Source organism: Halobacillus sp. A1-3 (assembly GCF_050971765.1).
GTDB lineage: Bacteria > Bacillota > Bacilli > Bacillales > Halobacillaceae > Halobacillus > Halobacillus mangrovi_B.
The window spans coordinates 58,259-80,107 of sequence record NZ_JBPCEO010000007.1 but is presented as its reverse complement, the minus strand read 5'-3'; the positions used below and the strand labels follow the sequence as shown (position 1 = coordinate 80,107).

Below are 21,849 nucleotides of genomic sequence, written 5' to 3'. Positions count from 1 at the left end.
GATAACTATTGAAAACACCTATGCGCTCTGGTAAAATGTCTCTTGTTCGATATGAATCAGTCTTTTGTTTTTACCTAGGAGGTGAAACCATGCCTAACATTAAATCAGCAAAAAAACGTGTACGTGTAAACGATGATGCTCGCGCTCTTAATGCAGCCTTTAAATCTGACATGCGTACAGCGGTTAAACGTGTAGAGAAACTTGTAAGTAGCAAGGACGCTGAAGGAGCTAAAGAAGCTCTTCAAACAGCTGTTAAGAAAGTTGACAAAGCTGTTCAACGCGGAGCCCTTCACAAAAACAACGGTAACCGTACAAAATCACGTCTTACTAAACAAGTAAACGCATTATAATTTCTTCGTTAATTATGACCAACAGACGATCCGTTTATTAGAATGGGTCGTTTTTACTTAAAAGAAGCCATCCAGTATATCTGGATGGCTTCTTTACTATATAGAAATTTTCTGTTGTTTGATGTGTATTAATCGATAGAGAAGCATTTCAAACGCCAAAGACTTTTCCATTTTCCCTTGTTTAAGAATATAATCCGTTTCAGCAAGCTCTTCCATAATTCTGTCTAATTCCTCAGAGTTGAAATACCGTTCCCTTTTCAACGCCATTTTTATGACATAAGGGTGAGCCTTAATATAGCCACGCATTTGATTTTGAGCGTACCCTTTCTGCTTCAACACCTTCGCTTGACTGATAATCCGAAACTGAGAAGCAAGCAGGGCTGTAAGTGCAATCGGCTCTTCATTTAATTTCTCGAGATCTTTATAAATTTGAATTGCTCTAGCGAGGTTTTTTTCCATGACAGCATCTACAAGCTTTAATCCGGAAGCTTCTGCGCTATGAGAAAGCAGCTGTTCAGCTAACTCTCTTGTCACTACGCCTCCTTCACCTACATTCAAAGCGAGTTTTTCCATTTCTTTTCTTAATGCCATCAAGTTCGTACCAACCTCTTGGGCAAAAAGCTCATGGATCTCTTCAGGAATAGTGATATTCAACTCACCAGCTAAAGTCTGCACCCATTTATCCATATCCCATTCCTTGACTGGCTGACAGGATATAATCTCTGCATTCTTTTTTAAGGATTTAAATATTTTTTTTCTTTCATCCAGCTTTTCATATGGTGCAATGACAATAAGAACTGTATAATCAGCAGGATTTTCTATGTATTCAAGAAATGCATCTGTATCATGTTCGAAAGCCAGCTTGTCCGGCTTTGCTTTTAAAAAAACAGGGTGATAAGCGATGACAACCTTTCCTTCTCCCAAGAAAGGGAAGGTTTCTGCATCTGTAATTGCATCTTCAATTGGTGTCTCTTCTAAATCATATTGAGATATATTAAATTCTCGATCCTCTTTCTTTAATGTCTTTTCGATGATTTTATTTCTATTCTCCTGAATTAGATAAGATTCTTCTCCATATAATAAAAATACGTGTGATTGTTTTGGATTTCCCATTTTATCCATAATCCTCTCTCACAAAAAATAAATACGGCGACCCACTTAAGTGGTCAGTGTCACTATTTTATTGCGCAATGACATATCTGTCAAAAAAGTGAACACAGTCGCCGCATAAACCATCTATATAAACGCCATTCCAGAAGTCCCGGGTACTTCTGAAGAGGACGATGTTGTTCCTCTCTTGAATGTAGTTTGACCTCATATGAAATAATTATCTGTGACAAGTCTTGCTAGCAGTGGCAAAACGTATGAACCAAGAGAAAATTTTTTTCCTTCTAGTTCCATGTAGATTTTTACACTAATTTGGCTTATACTTAATAATTGATATAGGAGGGGTCACAATGAACGAATTCAGGAAGGATATCCAGTCCAAAACTAATGACGTTATCGACTCTGGTTTAGGTTTTGTATTTTCCTTTGTTTTCTTTTTCGTCATTTTCTTTATCGGAGTTGTATTCTCAGTAATCGGACAATAATTGAATACAAAAGTGAAGAGACTGCATTTGCAGTCTTTTTTTATTCTCTGCTCGCATTATACGGTAGGAAGCTGGAAAATGTTCCTCTTTCCGAAGAGAAATCATAGTGAACAGCGCCATGGTCAGGGGTTGAAAACAATACAACACCTTGAGCTGATAACCTTTCCACCACTTCTTCATGAGGGTGTCCATAACGGTTATCCAAACCTGCAGAAATGAAAGCGACCGAAGGTGAAACTTGCTTGACCCAATTCTCTGATGTAGATGTATGGCTTCCGTGGTGCCCAACCTTTAAAACATCCGCCTTTATATTACTTCCTTTCTTTGTCAATAACTTTTCTATCTCAGCCGACGCATCTCCAGTAAATATCCACTCAAGTCCACCTAAAGTAATGGTTAGTACAATCGAGTTATCATTCGCATCGCCCGTATCTTCATAAGGATGTAAAAGGTTAAAATTCTGGTCCGCAATAACTAGTTGCTCACCTGCCTTTACTCGTACCACATTTTCAACAGTTTCTATCTTTGGATAATAAAGGCTAACAACGAGATTGCCTACTTCCATTTCGTTAACAAGCGTTTTCACACTTCCGCTATGATCAGTATCCTCATGAGTAATAATGATGGCATCAAGCTTAAAAATTCCACGCGACTTCAAATAAGGCAAAATAATCTGCTCAGCAGTTTTTGATTCATCACTTGTAAACACAGGTGGTCCAGCTGCATCGATCATGATTACTCCTCTTCTGTATGGAAGTTCAATTACAAAAGAATCCCCTTGACCGACATCAAGCATCGTTACTCTTCCATAAGGAGAAATATACGGAAGTACACAGTAAACCATCACAACTCCTACACTTGCTACTCCAGCAGCAAAAGCGAAACCAAGTTTTTGTTTAATCCATAACCTCATCATTATAATAAATAAAACAAGGTAAACGATGATAAAAGATCTGTGGATCTCCCCAACCACCCACTGGATATCAAACATATCGCTATGGGTTTCGAGAAAAGATAAAAAGCTAGTATGAACAGGCAGTAAAGTTTTAGACAAATGTAAAGAGATCTGAGGAAGAACGAATGAACAAAGAAGCAGCATCATCAAGAAGGGAATAACTAAGAAGGAAAAATAAGGGACTAGGAGAAGGTTAGCGAAGAGCGATAGAGGATTGAATTCAAAAAAGTAATACAACTGCAGAGGAAGAATGGAAAACTGGCTTATAAAGCTGATTAAGGCTGACAGCGCAATGGGATTTTCTGTTCGTTTCAACAAGGGGAAGGATAAGATCAAACTCATGGTTACTAAAAAAGAAAATTGAAATCCAACGTGATCCAGGTAACTAGGCGATAGGATTAGTAAGAATAAAGCAACAAGGGAGAGAATGTCTGTTAAGGGTACTTTCCACTTTAAAAAAGTTAACAGCATAACAATTCCAGCCATGAGAGTGGCTCTTAATACGGATGGAGCAGCTCCGGCGAGAAAAGCATATAGAGGAAGAAATATAATGATAAGAACTTTTGCTCCCTCTTTAGTCGCCACGCCCGTTCGATAAAGAAAAAAGTACAACCCTGTTATAGTCAAACCAACATGAAGTCCGGAAATAGCAAGAAGGTGTGACAAATTGAAGTTCTGAAAAAAAGTTAAGATCTCTTCATCTAAATATTGTTTTTCACCAAATATTAAAGCGGCCATCCACTTAAAGGCAATAGGATCTACGTTTTCATTAACAGAGTTTATAATCAAGTTCCTAAAATCATATCCATAGCTAAACCACGAACTCCCTTCACAAGTGATAGAGGAATAATTATCCAATTCCAACTTCGAATAAATTTTTTTGGCAGCCATGTACTCTCGATAATCAAATTGACCTGGATTTCTTGCATTTTCAATCGGAACTCTTTCACCAACAACTTTACATTCAGCCCCGTGCTTCCAAGTTAGAGGAATATGTTGATCCTTCTCGTCAGGATCATTAAATAAAACTAAGAGGATTTTCTCATTAGTAGTAGAGGAATTCAATTTACCTACCATCTGTATGGTGTGTGGGGTCTGTTCCACTTCTGAAATAATGGTGAGGGATAAGGGTCCATCAATTGAAGGTAGTTGAGGAATTGGAACAGGAGATAGGTAAAAAAAACCAAAAGTCATAAAAATGGTTAAGAAGAGGATAATCATCCATCGGTTTTTTAAAAAATATAACCAAATGAGGAAAAGAAGGCACATTAAATAAAAAGGGATGGCAGGTAATCGTGAAAGTACCCCGCCAATCACAAATGCAATGACGGGAAAGTGACATACTCCTTTCACGTTTTTTGTTTATGAGGATACTCGAAAAGATCCTGCGCTTTCTTTTCGTACTTTTCAACCTCTGGTTCGCCTAAAGTTTTCAGCTTCTCGAGCATTTCATCTATAAGCTGCCGCTGTTCAAAATGCATAGGCTCCGTTTCAACCGGAACTTTTTTCGTTCTCACACCTGCTTGCTGAAGCAGTTCTATAGCATATGGATCATTTTTGTAATCTTCACTATAATATACAGCTTTTATCCCAGCCTGAATGATTGCTTTTGTACAATGGACACAAGGAAAATGTGTCACGTAAATTTCAGCTCCATCCGTCGCTACACCGAATTTCGCACATTGTAACAGGGCGTTCATTTCCGCATGTATGGTCCTAACACAATGACCATCCACGACATAACACCCTTCATCTATGCAGTGAACACCACCTGAGACACTGCCATTGTAGCCTCCTGCAATCATCCTTTTATCTCTGACAATAACTGCCCCAACAGCGAGTCTTTGACATGTACTTCTTGATTTTAGTAAATAACTTTGTGACATAAAATATTGATTCCATGAGATGCGGTCCATTTATGTATCCCCCTGTTCATTTTTCATTCAGTTTACCCTTTCCACTGTTCCTCAGTCAAACGGTCAAGGAACCCTGATATCTTCCTTAATATTTTCTATAGTTTTCTCTCCAATTCCAGATACATTTACCAGGTCCTCTACCGTTTTAAAAGGTCCGTTTTCCTGCCTATACTGAATGATTGCTTCAGCTTTAGACGGACCTATGCCGTTCAATGTTTGTATCTCTTCAACAGTCGCCTGATTTAAAACAACTTGATCATTTGAGTTGGGGATTCGAGGCTTTTCTGAAGCTCCATCGGAAGTTACTGATTCTGATGAATACACATGAATGACCATTTCATCAATCAGCTTTTGAGCTAAATTTACACTTGAGGGGTCTGCTTTATCTGTCATCCCTCCTGCCAGTTGAATAACATCATCCACTCTCATCTCACTTTTTACTTCGTACACTCCTGGTTGGTTCACTTCACCTTTTACGTCAACCTTTATTCCATTTTCTTCAGATGAATCAGGTATAGTTTTTTCATTGCTTTTTTCTATTTTTGAGCTAGCAGCTTCATGATCGACTTCTATTTCAGATCCTGGTGGTCTTAAAGACCATATCACCAGCCCAATGAAAATGATTAATAGTATAAATCCATAACGTCTTATTAATTTGTTCATGAAAGCCCGACCTTCTTTCATATTTTGAATTTAATGGAATAAAGATAGTTAGGTAAGCAAATTAGAGGAGGGATAGACCTATGAAATGGGGAATCATCGGTACAGGGAATATGGGGAGTATGTTAACCTCGTCCCTATTGAGCAGTAAAGCGTTGGAACCTCACGACATGATACTCTATAATCGCTCTTCAGAAAAAGCCCTCAAACTAAAAGAACAATTTCCAGCCATTCATGTAGCAGCTTCACTAAAAGAAATACAAAAAAACTGCGATATCCTATTCATTTGTGTGAAGCCACATCATTATAAAACAATCCTTGAAGAGTTAAAGAGCGATTTCACAGAAGAACAATGTCTTATTTCCATAACTAGTCCAATATCTGTTAATGAATTAGAGAATCACACGCCTTGCCAAGTGGCAAGAATTGTTCCTTCTATAACGAATCACGCTCATGCAGGAGTGAGCCTATTTACGTTCGGAGCAAGAATGAAAAAGGAACGAAAAGAACTTCTGCTTGAAACTTTTAAAGCCATATCCACGCCCGTAGAAGTTGAAGAAGAACACATTCGTGTAGCTTCTGATATCGTATCATGTGGTCCAGCGTTTATCAGTTATTTATTAAGCAATTGGATAACAGCTGCCCAGGACGTGGCAGGGATAAGTGAAGAACAAGCAACTGAACTAACAGAGAATATGATGATCGGATTAGGTGAGTTGTTATCTAAAAGAATATTCACTTTAGAGGAATTAATGGAAAAGGTGACGGTAAAAGGCGGAGTAACAGGTGAAGGGTTGCAAGCGATTGAAGACCATTTAGGTGATTTGTTTTTTGAAATGTTTAAAGCTACACAAAGAAAACATAAAGATGACAAGAAGAGTATCGAGCTTTGAAATAAATAATTCGACATCAATCCAAATAATCCTGCAAAAAATAATAAAAAAGGAGCCGGGAATCCGACTCCTTTTCTATTATGCTTTTTGACAAACGAAAAACAATCGGTCACCTACAGTTGAAGGTTTCTCATCAAAATCAGCGCAAATCCGTTTAATCTTAAAACCTGCCTCTTCCAGCCAATGTTGTAGATCATTAATTGGATACCCTTTTTGATTGTGCCTCTCGTCAAACCGAGTATACTTATCACCGTCTTTAAGGAAAAAAGTCAGGTCATGAACTACGCTGTTATCAGTTTCGCCTGGATCACAAAACCATACATAAGAAAGTTCATCATACACTTCCGCAAAAGTGGAACCATATAGATCTTCATGAATATGATCTATAGAATGCACATCAAATAAGAATAATCCTTTAGAATTCAATGCGTCATATATAGAGGTAAAAGCGTTTCTAACACTAATTTCATCTGTTAAATAATTGAGAACGTCGCAATAGCTAATCACACAATCGTAATGATTGATTCCCTCTAATTGAGTCATGTCCTGATGTAGCCATTGAATGCCAGAGCGAGGATTTTTTTGCTGAGCCATTGCCAGCATTTCTTCTGATAAATCCACTCCAGTAAGCACGAACTCTCCTCCATGTAATCGGTGAGTAATCTCACCTGTACCGCACCCTGCATCCAGGACGGCCTTCACATGAGGGTGAAACTCCTTGATCATATTTTTTGTGAACTTTACCCAATCATCGTACGGAGCATCCGCCATAAGGCGGTCGTACACTTGTGCCATTTGATGATAACTCATCGATTAGCCTTCAATGCCTTCGACAGCGATGGTTGATGCGTCGCCCCATAGTCGTTCAAGGTTGTAATAATGGCGTTCATCTTTGTGGAAAATATGGCAGACAACGTCATTTAAATCAACAAGGATCCAGCGTGCCTGCTCAAAACCCTCCATTCTTTTAATTTCAATTCCATGTTCTTCAGCCTGATTTTTTAATTCGCGTGCAATAGCTTGTACTTGACGTTCATTAGAACCTTCACAAATCAGAAAATAATCAGCTATAAGTGACACATCAGACATATCTAAAACAACGATATCCCCCGCTCTTTTTTCGTCACAGGCTTGCGCTGCCAAAGTAACTAAATCTTTACTTTCCATAGTCTTCCTCCCTTATTCATCATTTTTATCTGTCTTAATGATATTATATTAAATCATTGTACGCATGGAACGTGTCCGGATAAACTGTTCGTTCTTTATCTACCAGAAAATGAATCGTGTTCTTCAATGCCATGGCGCACGCATCGTCAAGGTTTTCTTTTGCCTCATTCCTGACTTCCTCAACACCTGGAAAATCCCTTCCTGGTTCAATGTAGTCTGCTAAAAAGACTACCTTATCCAAAACAGTCATATGTTTCTTACCAGTAGTATGACACTGAATAGCCGATTTCACTTCTTCATCATTCAATCCGATTTCCTTTTCAAGCATTAAAGCTCCTACTGGACCATGCCACAATTCATGATGATAATCCAATAGATCTTTAGGTAACCTTCGTTCCTCCAAAATCCAACGCTTCATCTCCACTAAAGGTTTATACTTAGCATAATCGTGTAAAGCTGCGGCTATTTCCGTTTTCCAGACATCTGCTCCGAATCTTTCAGCAAGCTCCACAGCTTGATCTGTAACCCTAATGGTATGTTCATACCTCTTCTGTTTCAAATATGGTTTTACAAATTCTAAGGCTTTTTCACGATTCAGCTCCATATAGCTTATGCTCCTTTATGAAATGATAAACGGAATCCGGCACCAAATACCGTACACTATTTCCAGAATAAAGCCGTTCTCTGATTTTTGAAGAGGATATTTCTATCAGTGGAATTTCCACGGCGTGTACAGGGATTTCAGGACTCCATCTATAACCTGAACGTTTAACACCTACAAATTTGATGATTTTTCGTAATTCATCAATTTTATGCCACTGTGGAAGATGCTCAACCATATCCCCACCTATAATAAAATAAAAATCATTTTCGGGAAACTGGTCCTTTAAGTACTTCATAGTATCTACCGTATAAGAGGTGCCTTTCCTTGTGAGCTCCACATCGCTAGCTTGGAAATAAGGATTCGATTCAACAGCTTTTTGAACCATTCTTAACCGATCTTCTCCTGCCACCTTTGCTCCTTGCTTATGTGGAGGAACATGAGAAGGAATAAACCAAACTTCATCCAACCCTAAATCGTTGCGCGCATATTCTGCCATAATAAGGTGCCCATGGTGAGGCGGATCAAATGTACCTCCTAGAATTCCGATCCTTTTCATAGCAGGTCTCCTTTAAGGCAATTCTATTTGCTTATTTTCTCTTGATTCTTTATAAAGAATAATCGTATTTCCGATAACTTGAACGATATTTGCCTTCGTAGCCTCTACAATTTCTTCGGCAACTTGTCTGTTATCTTCAAAGCAATTTTGCAAAACGCTCACCTTAATAAGTTCACGCTTCTCAAGTGCTTCATTAATTTGTTTTGTCATATTTTCATTTACGCCTGATTTCCCAACTTGAAATATCGGCTGTATATTATGGGATTCAGCACGTAAATGCTTTTTTTGCTTACTTGTTAACATTCTATACCCCTTTCAATTTCTTTTCGAACTCTTCTAACAGTTTAGATGCATCTGGATCGGTTTCTGTCCATATTTTAAATGCATAGACAGCTTGCTGCAAAAGCATTTGATGACCGAAATGCAAACGCGCGCCCCGCTTTTTAGCTTCTTGTAAAAACCTAGTTTCCATTGGACGGTAAACAATATCACTTACAATGGTATCTTTTGTCATGTGATCAACAGGGATAATCAACTGATCGTCGTTTGGACTCATTCCTACAGTCGTTGTTTGGATGACCACATCATAATTGGCAAGATGCTCTGAAGCTTCTTCTAAAGTCAACACTGTTGAGTTTATCTTCTGCGATCCATCTTGAATAATATCCATTGCACGCTGCGTTGTACGATTGGCAATATCGATTGCCGCCACTTCTTTTTTTGTAAGAGCATAGTAAATCCCTCTACAAGCCCCTCCGCTTCCTAATAAAAGAATACGTGTGCTGCTCTTTAGGCTAGTTGGATAATCATTAGTCAATGAATCCGCAAAACCTATTCCATCCGTGTTATAACCAATCCAACCTTCGGATGTGTTCTTAACTGTATTCACAGCCCCCATCTCTTTGGCACTTTCGTCAAGCTCTGCCAAATGAGGGATAATTTTTTCCTTAAATGGTACTGTTACGTTAAACCCATCCAGTTTTTTTATTTCAGGTGACTGAATCTGTTGATCGAATTCCTCTGGTTCTAAATCAAATAATTCATAACTGCCTTGTAAGTTTTGCTGATCCAGTAATTTCCCGTGGATCCATGGTGACATTGAGTGGCCGACAGGATGGCCGATTAGTCCAAGCTTCAACAATATTGACCCTCCTATATTAAAGATTCACGTAAGGACACTTTTACCCCTTCAGGAACATGAGCGGTCACTGTTATGTTTCCCTCAGGGATAGTGACCCATCCTAAGCCGGAAAACACAATATCCGTTTTCTCGCCTTTGATCTTAAAGGTATGCTCTTTGAGAGGTGGCAGTTTTTCAATTGTTTCTTTATCAGGAGGTGTAAGAAGTTCACCTAAGTGATTATTGTACAAATCATCCGCTTTTTCCAGCTTCGTGCGATGAATGTTTAATTCATTGGAGAAGTAGCAGATGAATGAACTGCGCTCACCAATATTAAAATCTAATCTTGCTAGTCCACCAAAGTATAAAGTCTGCTCACCATTCAATTGGTATACCTTTGGTTTGATCTCTTTTCGAGGCGTAATAACCTTTAAATCTTGATCTGAAACATAATGGGCCATCTGATGACGATGGATGACTCCAGGAGTGTCATAAAGAGAACTTGCTTCATCTAAAGGTATATCGATAAAGCCCAGAGTAGTACCTGGGAAATAGGAAGTCGTAATCGCCTCTTTTACGCCGGAAGTGTTAGCAATTAATGTATTGATAAACGTGGATTTACCTACATTTGTTGTACCTACGATATAAACGTCTCGTCCTTTTCTCAACTTATCGATAGCTTGTGAAAGTTCTTCGACACCCTGATTTTTTTCAGCTGAAATCAGGTACACATCCTCTACTTTTAACCCTAATTCTTTCGCAGACTTTTTTAGCCATTGCTTTACTTTTCCTTGATTCACTGACTTCGGAAGGACATCCATTTTATTTCCTACAAGGAGAACTGGATTGTTTCCTGTTAACCGTTTTAAACCTGGAATAAAGCTTCCATTAAAGTCAAAGATATCTACTAATTGAACGACTAAACCTTCATTATTACTAATTTGGTTCAGCATTTCTAAGAAGTCATCGTCCTGGTATGGTACATCTTGAACTTCATTATAATGCTTTAAGCGAAAACATCTTTTACAAATGATGTCTTCTCTCTCTAATGCTGATGCGGGTGCATAACCCGGCTGCTCAGGATCTGTTGTTTGTATAGCGGCTCCGCATCCTTGACACTGTATATCACTCATGAATGGTGTCTCCTCTCCCAGGTTATTTTTCCTTTTTTCCTCATCCAGTTTAAGATTCTACGTTCAACTTTTCTGTTGATTCGAGTAAAGAAACCATCCGTTTCTACAATAGGGACCACAAGAATAGTATGGAAGCCAGCTAAGTTTCCACCTAATACATCTGTTAAAAGCTGATCTCCCACAACCACTACTTCGTCTTTCGTTAATCCCATCTGTTTTTGAGCCTTTTTAAAAGCTTTGGATAACGGCTTTCTTGCGCTGTATATAAACCTTGTCTTCAGAGGTTCCGAGAACAGCTTCACACGTGTTTCTTTATTATTCGATGCAATCGTCACCTGGATTCCATGACTCTCCATCTTTAGAAACCATTTTTTAATATCGTCCGTAGCATCTCTGACATCCCAGGCCACCAATGTATTATCAAGATCCGTGATAACACCTTTGACACCTTTTTCTTTCAATTCTTCAGGATCTATATCAAACACGCTCGGTACATGTTCATTTGGTAAAAAATTATTTAACATTTGGTTCACTCCATCCATATATACCGGCAAAATCTCCTTACTCATCATATACAAAATTACTTCATGTTTCAAAATCTTCTTTTGAAATGACAGATATAACAAAAATCGTTCGACAATTACTGACATAAGCAGGTTGTGGATAACTTTATACACAAAGTCCACACAGTTTTTCCTTTGCTACTCCTTGTTCGAATATTTTATCCATAAAGTTATCTACATTTCCTTGTAGATAACTGGCATATTGTAGGGAATTCCGGGTCATGGTAAGGTTAGAATACGATTTCGATAAAGCAATGAAACAACAGGAGGTGGCTGTCACATGAGTGACAGAGGTATGAAACAATTATCTGATTCCCTGTTAATACAATCTTACCACAAAGCTATTGAACTCAACCTTTCTGAAGAGTTTATCAATCAAATTAGAGAAGAAATCAGAAAGCGATCCATCCAGCATTTAATCAATGATTTTGTCACACAAGTAGGATGAATTTTAACAAATCTAAACAATATCTTACATGAATATACAGAAACGAAGCTCGCTGAAGTATTTAAAGCGAGTTTTTTTTATCTTTTTAAATTTAATTTTTGTTGTGTCTCTTCTTATTTAATAGGGAACACTAAATTGTATGTCTTCAGCATCTTCGTCCATGTAATACAGTTGAATGTTAGTCCTTTTTTTGATTACAATTGAGTCTATAGACAGTACTGGACAACTTTAATATAGATATTTGAAACTTTTTGTCGAGGGAGGAAAAACCACATGTTGGTGGCTGTATTATTGCCTTTCATCATTGCGATGATCATTCCATTTTTAAGTAAGTGGAAACATACGATTCACACAGGATATTTTGTCACAATTGTTCCTGTAATTGTGTTTATTTATTTTGCTCGTTATTTAGGGCATGGGTTTGAACCTGTTTCAAGAGAGTATGCTTGGATACCTTCATTGGATATGAATATCCTCTTCTATCTAGATGGTCTCAGCTTATTATTTGTTTTATTAATCAGCGGGATAGGTGCCCTAGTTGCCTTTTATTCGATTTACTACTTACATAAATCGGAGCAACTGGGACATTTTTATGTATATTTCCTGATCTTCATGGGATCAATGCTTGGGGTTGTTCTATCAGACAACGTCTTTGTCCTATACACTTTTTGGGAGTTTACATCCTTATCATCATTCTTGCTTATCGGATATTGGAATTATAAAAAAGAATCACGTTATGGAGCCCTAAAATCGATGCTGATCACCGTATTTGGTGGATTAAGCCTGCTTGGTGCTCTAGTGTTTATGACTGTTTTGACGAACACGACTAGTATTCAGGAAATGATTAATCAGCAGCAGCTCATTTTAAACAGTGATTTTTTCCCACTTATCTTGTGTTTATTACTTTTAGGAGCCTTTACCAAATCTGCTCAGTTCCCTTTTCATATCTGGCTCCCAGATGCAATGGAAGCTCCTACTCCTGTCAGTGCTTATTTACACTCTGCTACAATGGTTAAAGCCGGCATATATTTAGTAGCTCGTTACTCCCCTATGCTTTCATCTAATGATTGGTTCTTCATCATAGTATCGACTATGGGGATTATTACATTGTGCTGGGGATCTTATATGGCAGTAAGGCAAACTGATTTAAAAGCGATTCTTGCCTTTTCAACGATAAGTCAGCTGGGTATGATTATGGCCATGCTGGGTTTTGGAACAAAAGTAGCAGTATTTGCTGCTGTTTTTCATATTTTAAACCACGCAACATTTAAAGGAAGTCTGTTTATGGTTGCAGGTATTGTTGACCATGAAGCCGGTACAAGGGACATTCGAAAGCTTGGAGGATTAATGACATTTTTACCAATTACAGCTACGTTAGCTGTGTTTGCTTCTTTCTCCATGGCTGGTGTGCCTCTACCATTTTTGAACGGGTTCTATAGTAAAGAATTATTTTTCGATGCTGCCATACACCTTGAGGTGACGAAAGAAGGATTTATTGGTTTATTAAGAACGATCCTTCCATATCTAGCTGTCTTTGGGAGTATTTTCACCTTTGTTTATTCCATGTACTTTTTCTTCGGAACATTCCGTGGAACGGCTAAGATTGACCAACTGCCTAAGAAGCCACATGAAGCACCCATTGGAATGCTGATTTCTCCACTGATTTTAGTCCTTGGAGTTGTAATTATCGGTTTATTTCCACACCTAGTAAACGAGCCGTTCATCGCTCATGCTGCTTCAGCAGTTAAAGGTGTTGAAATTGAAAAGCATATTAAATTCTGGCATGGCATTACTACTCCATTGATTATGTCTTTGGCTGTTCTTGTTTTCGGTACGATATTGGCGCTGTCCAGAAAGATCTGGCAACCTGTTTATAATTTCGTTCCAGGCGTACTGAGTATGAATAAATTTTACGATGGTACGGTTGACCGGTTAGAAATTTATTCTGAGAAAGTTACGAAGGGCTACATGAACGGATCTCTTAGTCGATATGTTCGTCTCATATTGGCGGCAATCATTGTGATTACATTTGCCTTCATGGCCATTACTGGCGGGTTCTCGGTCGATACCGACCATTTATCACGTGTCTCTCTTCCAGCAGTGTTTGTAGCTATTATGATGGTCATCGCTGCTGTCGGAACCATTATTACGAATAATCGAATTACTGCAATATTGATCTTAGGTGTAGTAGGCTATGGACTCTCTATGCTGTTTGTATTATTTAGAGCACCAGACTTGGCCTTGACACAGTTGATCATTGAAACAGTAACAGTAGCCTTGTTCTTGCTCGTTTTCTATCATTTGCCTAAGTTAAGAACGAAAAATGAAACGGCAAGTACTCGCACGTTAAACCTTGTCATTTCCATAGGGTTCGGAGCTCTGATGACAATGATTGCGATCTCTTCTCACAGCAGTAAATGGTTTGATTCTATATCAAGCTATTTTATTGAAAAATCCCACTCTCTCGGAGGAGGAGATAACGTAGTCAACGTTATCCTAGTTGACTTCCGTGGATTAGATACCTTATTTGAGATCGTCGTGCTTGGAATTGCAGCTATGGCAATATTTGGGCTTGTAAGGCTACGCAACCGAAAGGAGGAGGATTAACCAATGGAATTAATTATGGCGATTCTTGCAGGAATCCTATTTACCACAGGAATCTATAACCTCCTTCAGAAGCAAATGCTGCGTATTATCATCGGGACAGGCCTCATTTCTCACGGTGCTCACTTGTTCATTCTTACCATGGGTGAGCTTGAAACCGGAGAAAGCGGGGCTCCCCCGATATTGACTGAAGGGGTAGAAAGTTATACAGATCCACTTCCGCAGGCTTTGATTTTGACTTCAATTGTTATAAGTTTCGGTGTAACAAGTTTATTACTAGTGTTGGCATACCGAGCAGCGCAGATTAATGGAACAGATAATATGGAGCAATTGAGAGGTACAGATTATGAGTAATTTAGCAGCACTACCTATTATTTTACCGCTGCTAGCTGGTATTCTAGCGGCTTTCATTCCCAAAAAAAGAACCCTAGTTCGAATTGGATCGCAAATTTTTACGGTCACTCATCTTCTATTGGTTATATGGATCTTCCTGCAAGTTAAAAACCATGGTTCCCTTGTCCTTGAAACCGGCGATTGGGCTGCGCCGTATGGTATTATTCTTGTAGGCGATATGCTATCCATGACTTTAGTTCTTACAACGAACATTGTAGCGGTTGCTTGCGTTTTTTTCGCACCGAAATCACTCTCTGAGCAACAGGAAAGCTTCTATTTCTACTCATTCTTCCTGATGCTGATTGCTGGTGTAAGTGGCGCCTTTCTTACAGGAGACTTATTCAACCTCTTCGTCTTCTTTGAAGTTCTGCTCATGGCCTCATACGGACTGATCGTATTAGGAAATGGTAAAGCACAACTGAGAGAGTCATTAAAATACGTTTTAATCAACCTCTTTTCTTCCATGCTCTTCGTTACGACCATTTCGTTCCTTTATTCCGTAGTAGGAACGGTAAACATGGCTCAAATCGCTGAACGAGTTCAGGAAGTTGAGCAAAGAGGTGTCTTAACAACCATTGCTATCATGTTCTTTTTCGTCTTTGCTACGAAGGCTGCAGTCTTTCCGCTTTATTATTGGCTGCCGAGACCGTATATCTCTCCGAACCCGGTTGTGTCCGCTTTATTCGGTGCGTTATTAACAAAAGTTGGGATTTATTCAATCCTTCGAACTTTTACTTTGATTTTTAATCAGGACGTCGAGCTGACACACACATTGTTTATTTACTTAGCTGGTTTAACTATGCTATTCGGGGTCATTGGAGCGTTATCCACCAATAATGTGAAGCTCATCATCGCTTATAACATTATTCCCGCTGTTGGATTCATGCTGATGGGAATCGGTTTATTTTCTGAAGTTTCGATCAGTGGTACAATTTATTATCTTGTTCACGATATGATCATCAAAGGTGTACTGTTCTTATTGATCGGTGCCATCGTTTACGTTGCTGGAACATCCGATCTAAGAAAAATGGGCGGCCTTATCCACCACTATCCGGTACTGGGATGGCTGTTCTTTGTAGCAAGTCTTGTTCTGGCAGGAATTCCACCATTCAGCGGTTTTATCGGCAAACTTCTTCTTCTTCGCGGCAGTCTTGCCCAAGAAGAGATCATCATCGTTATTGTGGCACTCGTATCAAGCCTGCTTATACTGTTCTCGATGATCCGGATTTTCATCCGTGGTTTCTGGGGAGAGAAGACAGAACTCTCCTACCCTGAACGAAAACGGAAAGGCAATAAGATGGCTTGGCCCGTAGCCGGACTCTTATCCTTGTCCATTCTACTTGGAATGGGCGCTGAGTGGTTTTACCCATCCATACAGTCCATTGCTGAGTATTTGATGAACCCGGAAATTTATATTGATTCTGTGCTAAAGGAGTAGAAGCTGATGCCATTACAAATTGTTATAAACATTATTATTGCCGTCATGTGGATGTTCCTTAGCGAGAGCTATGCATTTTCTACATTCTTTGTAGGTTACCTATTAGGGATCGGACTTCTTTTTATCCTAAAGCGTTTTATTCCAGATTCTTTCTACATGAAACGCGTTTGGAAGTTCATCAAACTGATTCTTTTATTCATACGTGAACTCGTGCTTTCCAACTTGGATATTGTTAAGCTCGTTTACAAGCCAAAACTTGATATTCAGCCTGGAATATTCGCACTACCCATTGATTTGAAAAGTAATTTTGAAATTACTTTACTTGCAAACTTAATTACGTTGACACCGGGAACATTATCCATCGCGGTAAGCGAAGACCATACGAAAATCTACATTCATGCGATGGACATTCCTGACGTTGAACAATCCATTAATGATATTAAAGAAACATTTGAGAAAGCGATCATGGAGGTGACTCGATAATGGAAAACACCTTAGATATCACCCAGTCGCTGATTGAGTACTCTTCCTTGATTTCAATTATCGGAGTATCTGTCTCTGTACTTATATTGTTGTACAGGGCAATAAAAGGGCCAACAAATCCAGATCGTGCCGTAGCTTTGGATATTATAGGAATTAACCTGATGGCTTTAGCAGGACTAATCGCCATTCTGCTAGTCACTACAAAATTCAATGACGTTATTCTGCTAATTGGAATTTTGTTATTCATTGGAACGGTAGCGTTGGCGAAATTCTTAGAAAAGGGTGTTATCATTGAGCGGGACATGGATTAATTTATTGTTCGATATCATAATCTGCATATCCCTTCTGGGCGGAACCTTCTTTATTCTGTCCGGGTCCATCGGAATTCTCCGATTCCCTGATGTGTACTCAAGATTACACGCAGCTACCAAGAGTTCCACGTTAGGCGTAGCAGGGATCATGATTGGTGCTTTTCTTTTCCTGTATATTGAGCATGATATCGTAAGCGGGAAATTACTTCTTGGAATTCTATTCGTCCTGCTGACGGCTCCTGTATCAGGACATGTGATTTCACGGGCTGCTTATCGAAGCGGTGTTCCCCTGTGGGAAAGAAGTGTAAAAGACGACTATGCCACTGCACTAAAAGTTGAAGAAAAACAAAATCAGTCTAAATAGACAAGAAGCATGGCCCTTTGAAAAAGGCCATGCTTTTTTATTTCTATAAGCTTTTTTCTTCTTGAACAAGCACAGGACTCCATTTTTCTACATAAGTATGAGATGTGGGCATTTGCCTAATACTTGAGGAGGTGCGCGTCCATGAGCAGTCTTATCGCTTCGATCCTGTATTTTTTCAAAGAATCCTTATGGTTCATGTCTTACGTAAAAAACCAAGCCTTCCCCAACCCCCTTTCCCCTGAAGAAGAAGCGAAACAACTTCAATTGATGCAAGAAGGCAGTCAAGATGCTAGGAATAAGTTAATCGAACATAACTTACGTCTGGTTGCTCATATTGTGAAGAAGTTTGAAAACACAAAGGAAGACTTTGAAGATTTAATCTCAATCGGTACAATCGGATTGATCAAAGGTATTGAAAGCTATTCGTTAGGAAAAGGTACGAAGCTCGCTACTTATGCAGCACGCTGTATTGAGAATGAAATCTTAATGCATTTACGTTCAACGAAAAAAACAAACAAGGATGTGTCCCTCCAGGATCCTATAGGTCATGATAAAGAAGGAAACGAACTGAACCTTCTCGATATTCTTCAAGCTGACGTAGCCGATATCGTGGAAGAAATCCAGCTTCATATGGAACTTGAGAAGATCAAAGACTTTATTACCATTTTGGATGATCGCGAGAGAGAAGTTATCATTTTCCGCTATGGTTTAAACCAGACCGAAGAAAAAACACAGCGGGAAATTGCGAAAGAATTAGGAATTTCCAGGAGTTATGTATCACGGATAGAGAAAAGGGCGCTCATGAAGATCTTTCATGAGTTTTATAAACAAAGCAAGCAAGGTAAAAGTATATAAAAAAGGACCACTACTTACTTAGAAGTAGTGGTTCTTTTCAACTTACTCCGACAAGACTTGTTTCCATTTTCTAACTTTTAGTATCATCAGAAAGGCTGTCGCAAGTCCAATCAAAATAAGTGGATATAGGTAAAAGTGTAAAGTTGTTCGATATTCATATATGCTGATTAAAGTTCCGGCATATAAATAACTTGAAAAGATTAATAGAGTTAGAATAAATCGCTTATAATCTTTAATTTTTTTTTCAATCCATTCGGTAGATTGCATAGATGTCCACCTCCTGCACAACTATGATTGTAACACATGATTCACTGTGCGGAGATGGTAATTATTTTCAATGAAAGATATCTACGTGTATTACCGCTTAGCAGCAAACAACGTTTATCCTAACGAACCAAAAGCTTCCTATTAGAAAACAGGCAAAGAGTTATTTAAGAGATTCTACCATAGTCATTATCATGACAGCAGCATTTTCTGCTGCTTTCGGCAAGAACTCTTCAAAAGAGACAGATGATGCTTTACCTGCTATATCTGAAAGTGCACGGATGACCACAAAAGGTGTACCGTATTTATAGCACACCTGAGCAATAGCTGCTGCTTCCATTTCCGCAGCAATCATCTCTGGGAACTTGCCTCTAACAAAATCAACACGGGACTGTTCATGCATGAAAGAGTCCCCAGTAGCTATAATCCCTCTTTTTGCTTTTGCGTTTGTTTTTTCAACCGCAGCTATCGCTTGCTCAATTAACTTTTCATCAGCAGGATACATGCTAGGCATACCAGGAACTTGTCCATATTCATATTGAAATGCCGTTACATCAACATCGTGATGGGTCACAAGGTTGGAAATAACTACATCCCCTACTTCCAAATCTTTTGCGAAGCCGCCGGCAGACCCGGTGTTGATCACTGAGTCAATATTAAATCTCTCGTGCAGAATGGTTGCGGACATGGCCGCATTAACCTTACCAATTCCTGACTTCAAGAGTACCACTGATTTTCCATGAAGTGTTCCTTCAATAAAGAGGACTCCTGCGATCTCTTGTTGAGTTGTGTCTTCCATTTTACTTTGAAGCAGTTCTATTTCTTCATCCATTGCTCCGATAATTCCGATTGTCATTCTAAACTTCCTCTCTACCTTTAATTACGCGGATTCGAATTCAGCACTTCCACTTGGGTTGGCTTGTACCCTTTACCGTCTACCCATTCAATGTAGACACGGTAATTCTCTGTCTTAGCTTTGTTCGACACTGTAGCTTTAGCCTTTGTTGGACTGTTGTTATTCCCAATAAACCAAGTAATCATATCACCTTCAGAAAGCCCTGTAGCGTTTCTGGCAGCTTGCTCTAGTTCTTCCCAGTCTTGAGTGCCCTCTTTATATAAGATGCTGTGAGAACCATCTGTTTCCTGCTCAGTCGGTACGGGTTCCCAGTCTTTGGTGATGACACGATCTACATTCTCCTTATCACTTTCTGTTACTGTTCCTTCTTCTTCCTTATCACTTTCTTCTTTATTCTCTTTTTTCTCTTTATCATCACTACTATCTTCTTTACTCTTTTCCTCATTCACTTTTAGATCTTCTTGAGGTTTTTCATCAGAGGATCCTTCATTTGAATTCTCTTCCTCTGCTTTTTCCTCAGTTTTGTTATCATCAGATACAAGAGCTTTACCCGCTTGATTATTATTAACACCAAAAATCATGACAGAAATATACACAACAATTATAAGACCTGCTGCTCCCAAGAGCATGGTCAGCATCTTAGTTCCCTTTATTCTTTTCTCAGTGCGAGAAGAACGGGAATAAGGTTTGTTTTGATTAGCCATGTGATGCCTCTCCTCCTTTAAACTCGTTGTATATTATACATCATTCAAGACGTGCTACCAATACTTTTATTGACAAAATAAGGTGACATTATTCTACCCTTTATGCCTCCCTATTCCCCGGGAAATGGGGGCTCAGAACATGTCCACGCAAAGGAAGTCGTTTTCATATCGAGCATCAACTACATCCACACCTCTAAACTGACCCTTCAGGTGAAAGAGGCTTTTTCAGAACATGAGAAGGACCATATTATGTTTAGTATTATGAGGTTTTAGCAAGTTAAAAAGGCAGAGGACTCGTCCCCTGCCTTCTTACTCATATAACTACTCTACTGTAATAATTTTTACGTCAATCTCTCCGCCAGGTGTAGCAACTTTCACTTGGTCGCCAACTACGTGGCCAATTAAGCTTTGCGCCATAGGAGAGTCATTAGAAATTTTACCTTCAAAAGGATCCGCTTCCGCGCTTCCTACAATCTTATACGTTTCTTCATCACCGTCAGGGAGTTCCTGGAACGTAACCGATTTACCCATAGATACTGTATCAGGGTTATCATTATCGTTCTCGATGATTACAGCATTGCGGATCATATTCTCCACCTGAGTGATTCGCGCTTCAACGAACGCCTGCTCATCTTTGGCCGCGTCGTACTCAGAGTTCTCGGATAGATCTCCGAAACCGCGAGCGATTTTAATACGCTCTACAACTTCTTTACGTCGTTCAGTTTTTAAATGATGAAGCTCTTCTTCTAATTTTTGTTTTCCTTCTTCTGTCATGTAGTAACTTTTTTCTTCTGCCATAATCGTTTATACACTCCTTTAAAAATGCACCAATAATGGATTATTCCCCACATATAGGAAATGAGCGGTACGACCTGTACGCTCATTAAAGAATTACTATACTTTACCCGAGGACATAATAATTTAGAACTACTAGTGAAAACTATGCCAGATTTCTGCCAGCATTTCAACTATTTTCTTTGCTTATTGCCTGTCCCTTTTCCTGGAGTACTGTTTGTATTTTAGTAGCCATAAGGTCAATAGCCACGTGGTTTTGTCCACCTTCAGGGATGATAATGTCTGAATACCTTTTTGTTGGTTCGACAAACTGCAAATGCATAGGTCGGACGACATTGATATATTGATCAATTACAGAGTCAAGGGTACGCCCACGTTCATTAATATCACGCAGCATACGCCGAATAATGCGGACGTCTGCATCCGTATCGACAAATACTTTAATGTCCATCAAGTCTCTTAAACGCTCATCTTCTAAGACTAAGATGCCCTCAACAATGATGACTTCTTTCGGTTCAACATGGATCGTCTCTTCTGATCGCGTATGAATTTTATAATCATACGTAGGTTTTTCTACTGGCTTCTGATCAATTAACTGTTTCAAGTGCTCAATTAATAGGTCGTTATCGAACGCCAAAGGATGATCGTAATTTGTCTGAAGTCTTTCTTCGAAAGGAAGATGACTCTGATCTTTGTAGTAATAATCTTGCTCGAGCATGAGTATTGATTTATCTGCAAAACGTTGAATGATGGATCTGGTCACGCTTGTTTTTCCTGACCCAGTTCCTCCAGCGACTCCAATTACAACAGGTTTATCCTTCATTT

General features: G+C 39.0%; 28 protein-coding genes. 11 read left to right on the top strand and 17 right to left on the bottom strand.

Annotated elements, in window-relative coordinates:
• Positions 1-89: 89 nt before the first annotated feature.
• A complete protein-coding gene (gene rpsT, locus ACRYKC_RS13260) occupies positions 90-350 on the top strand; it encodes a 30S ribosomal protein S20 (RefSeq protein WP_433807209.1) in 261 nt (86 codons plus the stop codon).
• A 96-nt stretch (positions 351-446) separates the two neighbouring features.
• On the opposite strand, the gene holA is transcribed toward rpsT, so the two are convergent.
• Entirely contained in the window at positions 447-1,463 is a 1,017-nt protein-coding gene (gene holA / locus ACRYKC_RS13255) for a DNA polymerase III subunit delta (protein ID WP_433807208.1), read from the bottom strand.
• Positions 1,464-1,807: 344 nt separating this feature from the next.
• Between holA and ACRYKC_RS13250 the strand changes: the two genes are divergently transcribed.
• Positions 1,808-1,942, top strand: coding sequence for a YqzM family protein (locus ACRYKC_RS13250; protein WP_085029477.1), 135 nt, complete (start codon positions 1,808-1,810; stop codon positions 1,940-1,942).
• 40 nt (positions 1,943-1,982) lie between these two features.
• Here ACRYKC_RS13250 and ACRYKC_RS13245 read toward each other — a convergent pair whose 3' ends face one another.
• The 3 genes from ACRYKC_RS13245 to ACRYKC_RS13235 all read right to left on the bottom strand — a co-directional run bounded on the left by ACRYKC_RS13245 (position 1,983) and on the right by ACRYKC_RS13235 (position 5,476).
• The gene (locus ACRYKC_RS13245) at positions 1,983-4,166 is read right to left on the bottom strand and encodes a DNA internalization-related competence protein ComEC/Rec2 (RefSeq protein ID WP_433807465.1); all 2,184 of its coding nucleotides are present in this window, start codon (positions 4,164-4,166) and stop codon (positions 1,983-1,985) included.
• An 80-nt stretch (positions 4,167-4,246) separates the two neighbouring features.
• Positions 4,247-4,813 carry a ComE operon protein 2 gene (locus ACRYKC_RS13240; protein WP_433807207.1) on the bottom strand — a complete coding sequence of 189 codons (567 nt, stop codon included), beginning with the start codon at positions 4,811-4,813 and terminating at the stop codon, positions 4,247-4,249.
• 63 nt (positions 4,814-4,876) lie between these two features.
• Positions 4,877-5,476, bottom strand: coding sequence for a helix-hairpin-helix domain-containing protein (locus ACRYKC_RS13235; protein ID WP_433807206.1), 600 nt, complete (start codon positions 5,474-5,476; stop codon positions 4,877-4,879).
• 80 nt (positions 5,477-5,556) lie between these two features.
• Between ACRYKC_RS13235 and comER the strand changes: the two genes are divergently transcribed.
• Positions 5,557-6,366 (top strand): late competence protein ComER, encoded by an 810-nt coding sequence (gene comER / locus ACRYKC_RS13230; RefSeq protein WP_433807205.1) that lies wholly within the window; start codon positions 5,557-5,559, stop codon positions 6,364-6,366.
• Between the two features lie 78 nt (positions 6,367-6,444).
• Here the strand turns inward: comER and ACRYKC_RS13225 are convergent, their stop codons facing one another.
• The 8 genes from ACRYKC_RS13225 to ACRYKC_RS13190 are packed head-to-tail and all read right to left on the bottom strand — an operon-like array spanning position 6,445 to position 11,596.
• Complete coding sequence (locus ACRYKC_RS13225) at positions 6,445-7,176, bottom strand: class I SAM-dependent DNA methyltransferase (RefSeq protein ID WP_433807204.1); 732 nt, start codon at positions 7,174-7,176, stop codon at positions 6,445-6,447.
• Positions 7,177-7,179: 3 nt separating this feature from the next.
• Complete coding sequence (gene rsfS, locus ACRYKC_RS13220) at positions 7,180-7,533, bottom strand: ribosome silencing factor (RefSeq protein WP_433807203.1); 354 nt, start codon at positions 7,531-7,533, stop codon at positions 7,180-7,182.
• Between the two features lie 43 nt (positions 7,534-7,576).
• Positions 7,577-8,137: a bis(5'-nucleosyl)-tetraphosphatase (symmetrical) YqeK gene (gene yqeK, locus ACRYKC_RS13215; protein WP_433807202.1), complete on the bottom strand. Its 561-nt coding sequence runs from the start codon at positions 8,135-8,137 to the stop codon at positions 7,577-7,579.
• The gene (locus tag ACRYKC_RS13210; protein WP_433807201.1) at positions 8,121-8,693 is read right to left on the bottom strand and encodes a nicotinate-nucleotide adenylyltransferase; all 573 of its coding nucleotides are present in this window, start codon (positions 8,691-8,693) and stop codon (positions 8,121-8,123) included. The genes yqeK and ACRYKC_RS13210 overlap by 17 nt, the downstream gene beginning before the upstream one ends.
• Positions 8,694-8,705: 12 nt before the next feature.
• Entirely contained in the window at positions 8,706-8,996 is a 291-nt protein-coding gene (gene yhbY / locus ACRYKC_RS13205; RefSeq protein ID WP_433807200.1) for a ribosome assembly RNA-binding protein YhbY, read from the bottom strand.
• 1 nt (position 8,997) lies between these two features.
• The gene (gene aroE, locus ACRYKC_RS13200) at positions 8,998-9,834 is read right to left on the bottom strand and encodes a shikimate dehydrogenase (protein WP_433807199.1); all 837 of its coding nucleotides are present in this window, start codon (positions 9,832-9,834) and stop codon (positions 8,998-9,000) included.
• 11 nt (positions 9,835-9,845) lie between these two features.
• The gene (yqeH, locus tag ACRYKC_RS13195; RefSeq protein WP_433807198.1) at positions 9,846-10,946 is read right to left on the bottom strand and encodes a ribosome biogenesis GTPase YqeH; all 1,101 of its coding nucleotides are present in this window, start codon (positions 10,944-10,946) and stop codon (positions 9,846-9,848) included.
• Positions 10,943-11,596, bottom strand: coding sequence for a YqeG family HAD IIIA-type phosphatase (locus tag ACRYKC_RS13190; RefSeq protein ID WP_433807463.1), 654 nt, complete (start codon positions 11,594-11,596; stop codon positions 10,943-10,945). Before ACRYKC_RS13190 ends, yqeH begins: the two co-directional genes overlap by 4 nt.
• A gap of 193 nt (positions 11,597-11,789) precedes the next feature.
• Here ACRYKC_RS13190 and sda point away from each other — a divergent pair, with 193 nt between their 5' ends.
• The 8 genes from sda to sigK all read left to right on the top strand — a co-directional run bounded on the left by sda (position 11,790) and on the right by sigK (position 18,405).
• Entirely contained in the window at positions 11,790-11,957 is a 168-nt protein-coding gene (sda, locus tag ACRYKC_RS13185; protein WP_433807197.1) for a sporulation histidine kinase inhibitor Sda, read from the top strand.
• A 273-nt stretch (positions 11,958-12,230) separates the two neighbouring features.
• Positions 12,231-14,564, top strand: a complete 2,334-nt coding sequence (locus tag ACRYKC_RS13180) for a Na+/H+ antiporter subunit A (RefSeq protein WP_433807196.1) — start codon at positions 12,231-12,233, stop codon at positions 14,562-14,564.
• Between the two features lie 3 nt (positions 14,565-14,567).
• The gene (locus ACRYKC_RS13175) at positions 14,568-14,915 is read left to right on the top strand and encodes a Na(+)/H(+) antiporter subunit C (RefSeq protein ID WP_085029463.1); all 348 of its coding nucleotides are present in this window, start codon (positions 14,568-14,570) and stop codon (positions 14,913-14,915) included.
• A complete protein-coding gene (locus tag ACRYKC_RS13170) occupies positions 14,908-16,392 on the top strand; it encodes a Na+/H+ antiporter subunit D (protein ID WP_433807195.1) in 1,485 nt (494 codons plus the stop codon). The genes ACRYKC_RS13175 and ACRYKC_RS13170 overlap by 8 nt, the downstream gene beginning before the upstream one ends.
• A gap of 6 nt (positions 16,393-16,398) precedes the next feature.
• Positions 16,399-16,875 (top strand): Na+/H+ antiporter subunit E, encoded by a 477-nt coding sequence (locus ACRYKC_RS13165; RefSeq protein WP_433807194.1) that lies wholly within the window; start codon positions 16,399-16,401, stop codon positions 16,873-16,875.
• Positions 16,875-17,186 (top strand): Na(+)/H(+) antiporter subunit F1, encoded by a 312-nt coding sequence (locus ACRYKC_RS13160; RefSeq protein ID WP_433807193.1) that lies wholly within the window; start codon positions 16,875-16,877, stop codon positions 17,184-17,186. Before ACRYKC_RS13165 ends, ACRYKC_RS13160 begins: the two co-directional genes overlap by 1 nt.
• Positions 17,187-17,190: 4 nt before the next feature.
• Positions 17,191-17,550 carry a monovalent cation/H(+) antiporter subunit G gene (gene mnhG, locus ACRYKC_RS13155; protein WP_433807192.1) on the top strand — a complete coding sequence of 120 codons (360 nt, stop codon included), beginning with the start codon at positions 17,191-17,193 and terminating at the stop codon, positions 17,548-17,550.
• A gap of 141 nt (positions 17,551-17,691) precedes the next feature.
• On the top strand, positions 17,692-18,405 hold the full coding sequence (sigK, locus tag ACRYKC_RS13150; protein ID WP_085029458.1) for an RNA polymerase sporulation sigma factor SigK: 714 nt from the start codon (positions 17,692-17,694) through the stop codon (positions 18,403-18,405).
• A 42-nt stretch (positions 18,406-18,447) separates the two neighbouring features.
• Here the strand turns inward: sigK and ACRYKC_RS13145 are convergent, their stop codons facing one another.
• The 5 genes from ACRYKC_RS13145 to udk all read right to left on the bottom strand — a co-directional run bounded on the left by ACRYKC_RS13145 (position 18,448) and on the right by udk (position 21,847).
• Positions 18,448-18,672 carry a YrhC family protein gene (locus tag ACRYKC_RS13145; RefSeq protein WP_433807191.1) on the bottom strand — a complete coding sequence of 75 codons (225 nt, stop codon included), beginning with the start codon at positions 18,670-18,672 and terminating at the stop codon, positions 18,448-18,450.
• A gap of 160 nt (positions 18,673-18,832) precedes the next feature.
• Positions 18,833-19,525: a 5'-methylthioadenosine/S-adenosylhomocysteine nucleosidase gene (gene mtnN, locus ACRYKC_RS13140; protein ID WP_433807190.1), complete on the bottom strand. Its 693-nt coding sequence runs from the start codon at positions 19,523-19,525 to the stop codon at positions 18,833-18,835.
• 20 nt (positions 19,526-19,545) lie between these two features.
• Entirely contained in the window at positions 19,546-20,229 is a 684-nt protein-coding gene (locus tag ACRYKC_RS13135; protein WP_433807189.1) for a YrrS family protein, read from the bottom strand.
• A gap of 321 nt (positions 20,230-20,550) precedes the next feature.
• Complete coding sequence (greA, locus tag ACRYKC_RS13130) at positions 20,551-21,027, bottom strand: transcription elongation factor GreA (RefSeq protein ID WP_085029454.1); 477 nt, start codon at positions 21,025-21,027, stop codon at positions 20,551-20,553.
• Between the two features lie 166 nt (positions 21,028-21,193).
• A complete protein-coding gene (gene udk, locus ACRYKC_RS13125; RefSeq protein WP_433807188.1) occupies positions 21,194-21,847 on the bottom strand; it encodes a uridine kinase in 654 nt (217 codons plus the stop codon).
• Positions 21,848-21,849: the final 2 nt, after the last annotated feature.

Excerpts from the sequence above, each read along its gene's own strand:
- rpsT (WP_433807209.1), top strand. The coding sequence starts at position 90 with ATGCCTAACATTAAATCAGCAAAAAAACGTGTACGTGTAAACGATGAT.
- holA (WP_433807208.1), bottom strand. The coding sequence starts at position 1,463 with ATGGGAAATCCAAAACAATCACACGTATTTTTATTATATGGAGAAGAA.
- ACRYKC_RS13250 (WP_085029477.1), top strand. The coding sequence starts at position 1,808 with ATGAACGAATTCAGGAAGGATATCCAGTCCAAAACTAATGACGTTATC.
- ACRYKC_RS13245 (WP_433807465.1), bottom strand. The coding sequence starts at position 4,166 with ATGTGCCTTCTTTTCCTCATTTGGTTATATTTTTTAAAAAACCGATGG.
- ACRYKC_RS13240 (WP_433807207.1), bottom strand. The coding sequence starts at position 4,813 with ATGGACCGCATCTCATGGAATCAATATTTTATGTCACAAAGTTATTTA.
- ACRYKC_RS13235 (WP_433807206.1), bottom strand. The coding sequence starts at position 5,476 with ATGAACAAATTAATAAGACGTTATGGATTTATACTATTAATCATTTTC.
- comER (WP_433807205.1), top strand. The coding sequence starts at position 5,557 with ATGAAATGGGGAATCATCGGTACAGGGAATATGGGGAGTATGTTAACC.
- ACRYKC_RS13225 (WP_433807204.1), bottom strand. The coding sequence starts at position 7,176 with ATGAGTTATCATCAAATGGCACAAGTGTACGACCGCCTTATGGCGGAT.
- rsfS (WP_433807203.1), bottom strand. The coding sequence starts at position 7,533 with ATGGAAAGTAAAGATTTAGTTACTTTGGCAGCGCAAGCCTGTGACGAA.
- yqeK (WP_433807202.1), bottom strand. The coding sequence starts at position 8,137 with ATGGAGCTGAATCGTGAAAAAGCCTTAGAATTTGTAAAACCATATTTG.
- ACRYKC_RS13210 (WP_433807201.1), bottom strand. The coding sequence starts at position 8,693 with ATGAAAAGGATCGGAATTCTAGGAGGTACATTTGATCCGCCTCACCAT.
- yhbY (WP_433807200.1), bottom strand. The coding sequence starts at position 8,996 with ATGTTAACAAGTAAGCAAAAAAAGCATTTACGTGCTGAATCCCATAAT.
- yqeH (WP_433807198.1), bottom strand. The coding sequence starts at position 10,946 with ATGAGTGATATACAGTGTCAAGGATGCGGAGCCGCTATACAAACAACA.
- ACRYKC_RS13190 (WP_433807463.1), bottom strand. The coding sequence starts at position 11,596 with ATGTCAGTAATTGTCGAACGATTTTTGTTATATCTGTCATTTCAAAAG.
- sda (WP_433807197.1), top strand. The coding sequence starts at position 11,790 with ATGAGTGACAGAGGTATGAAACAATTATCTGATTCCCTGTTAATACAA.
- ACRYKC_RS13180 (WP_433807196.1), top strand. The coding sequence starts at position 12,231 with ATGTTGGTGGCTGTATTATTGCCTTTCATCATTGCGATGATCATTCCA.
- ACRYKC_RS13175 (WP_085029463.1), top strand. The coding sequence starts at position 14,568 with ATGGAATTAATTATGGCGATTCTTGCAGGAATCCTATTTACCACAGGA.
- ACRYKC_RS13170 (WP_433807195.1), top strand. The coding sequence starts at position 14,908 with ATGAGTAATTTAGCAGCACTACCTATTATTTTACCGCTGCTAGCTGGT.
- ACRYKC_RS13165 (WP_433807194.1), top strand. The coding sequence starts at position 16,399 with ATGCCATTACAAATTGTTATAAACATTATTATTGCCGTCATGTGGATG.
- ACRYKC_RS13160 (WP_433807193.1), top strand. The coding sequence starts at position 16,875 with ATGGAAAACACCTTAGATATCACCCAGTCGCTGATTGAGTACTCTTCC.
- sigK (WP_085029458.1), top strand. The coding sequence starts at position 17,692 with ATGAGCAGTCTTATCGCTTCGATCCTGTATTTTTTCAAAGAATCCTTA.
- ACRYKC_RS13145 (WP_433807191.1), bottom strand. The coding sequence starts at position 18,672 with ATGCAATCTACCGAATGGATTGAAAAAAAAATTAAAGATTATAAGCGA.
- mtnN (WP_433807190.1), bottom strand. The coding sequence starts at position 19,525 with ATGACAATCGGAATTATCGGAGCAATGGATGAAGAAATAGAACTGCTT.
- ACRYKC_RS13135 (WP_433807189.1), bottom strand. The coding sequence starts at position 20,229 with ATGGCTAATCAAAACAAACCTTATTCCCGTTCTTCTCGCACTGAGAAA.
- greA (WP_085029454.1), bottom strand. The coding sequence starts at position 21,027 with ATGGCAGAAGAAAAAAGTTACTACATGACAGAAGAAGGAAAACAAAAA.
- udk (WP_433807188.1), bottom strand. The coding sequence starts at position 21,847 with ATGAAGGATAAACCTGTTGTAATTGGAGTCGCTGGAGGAACTGGGTCA.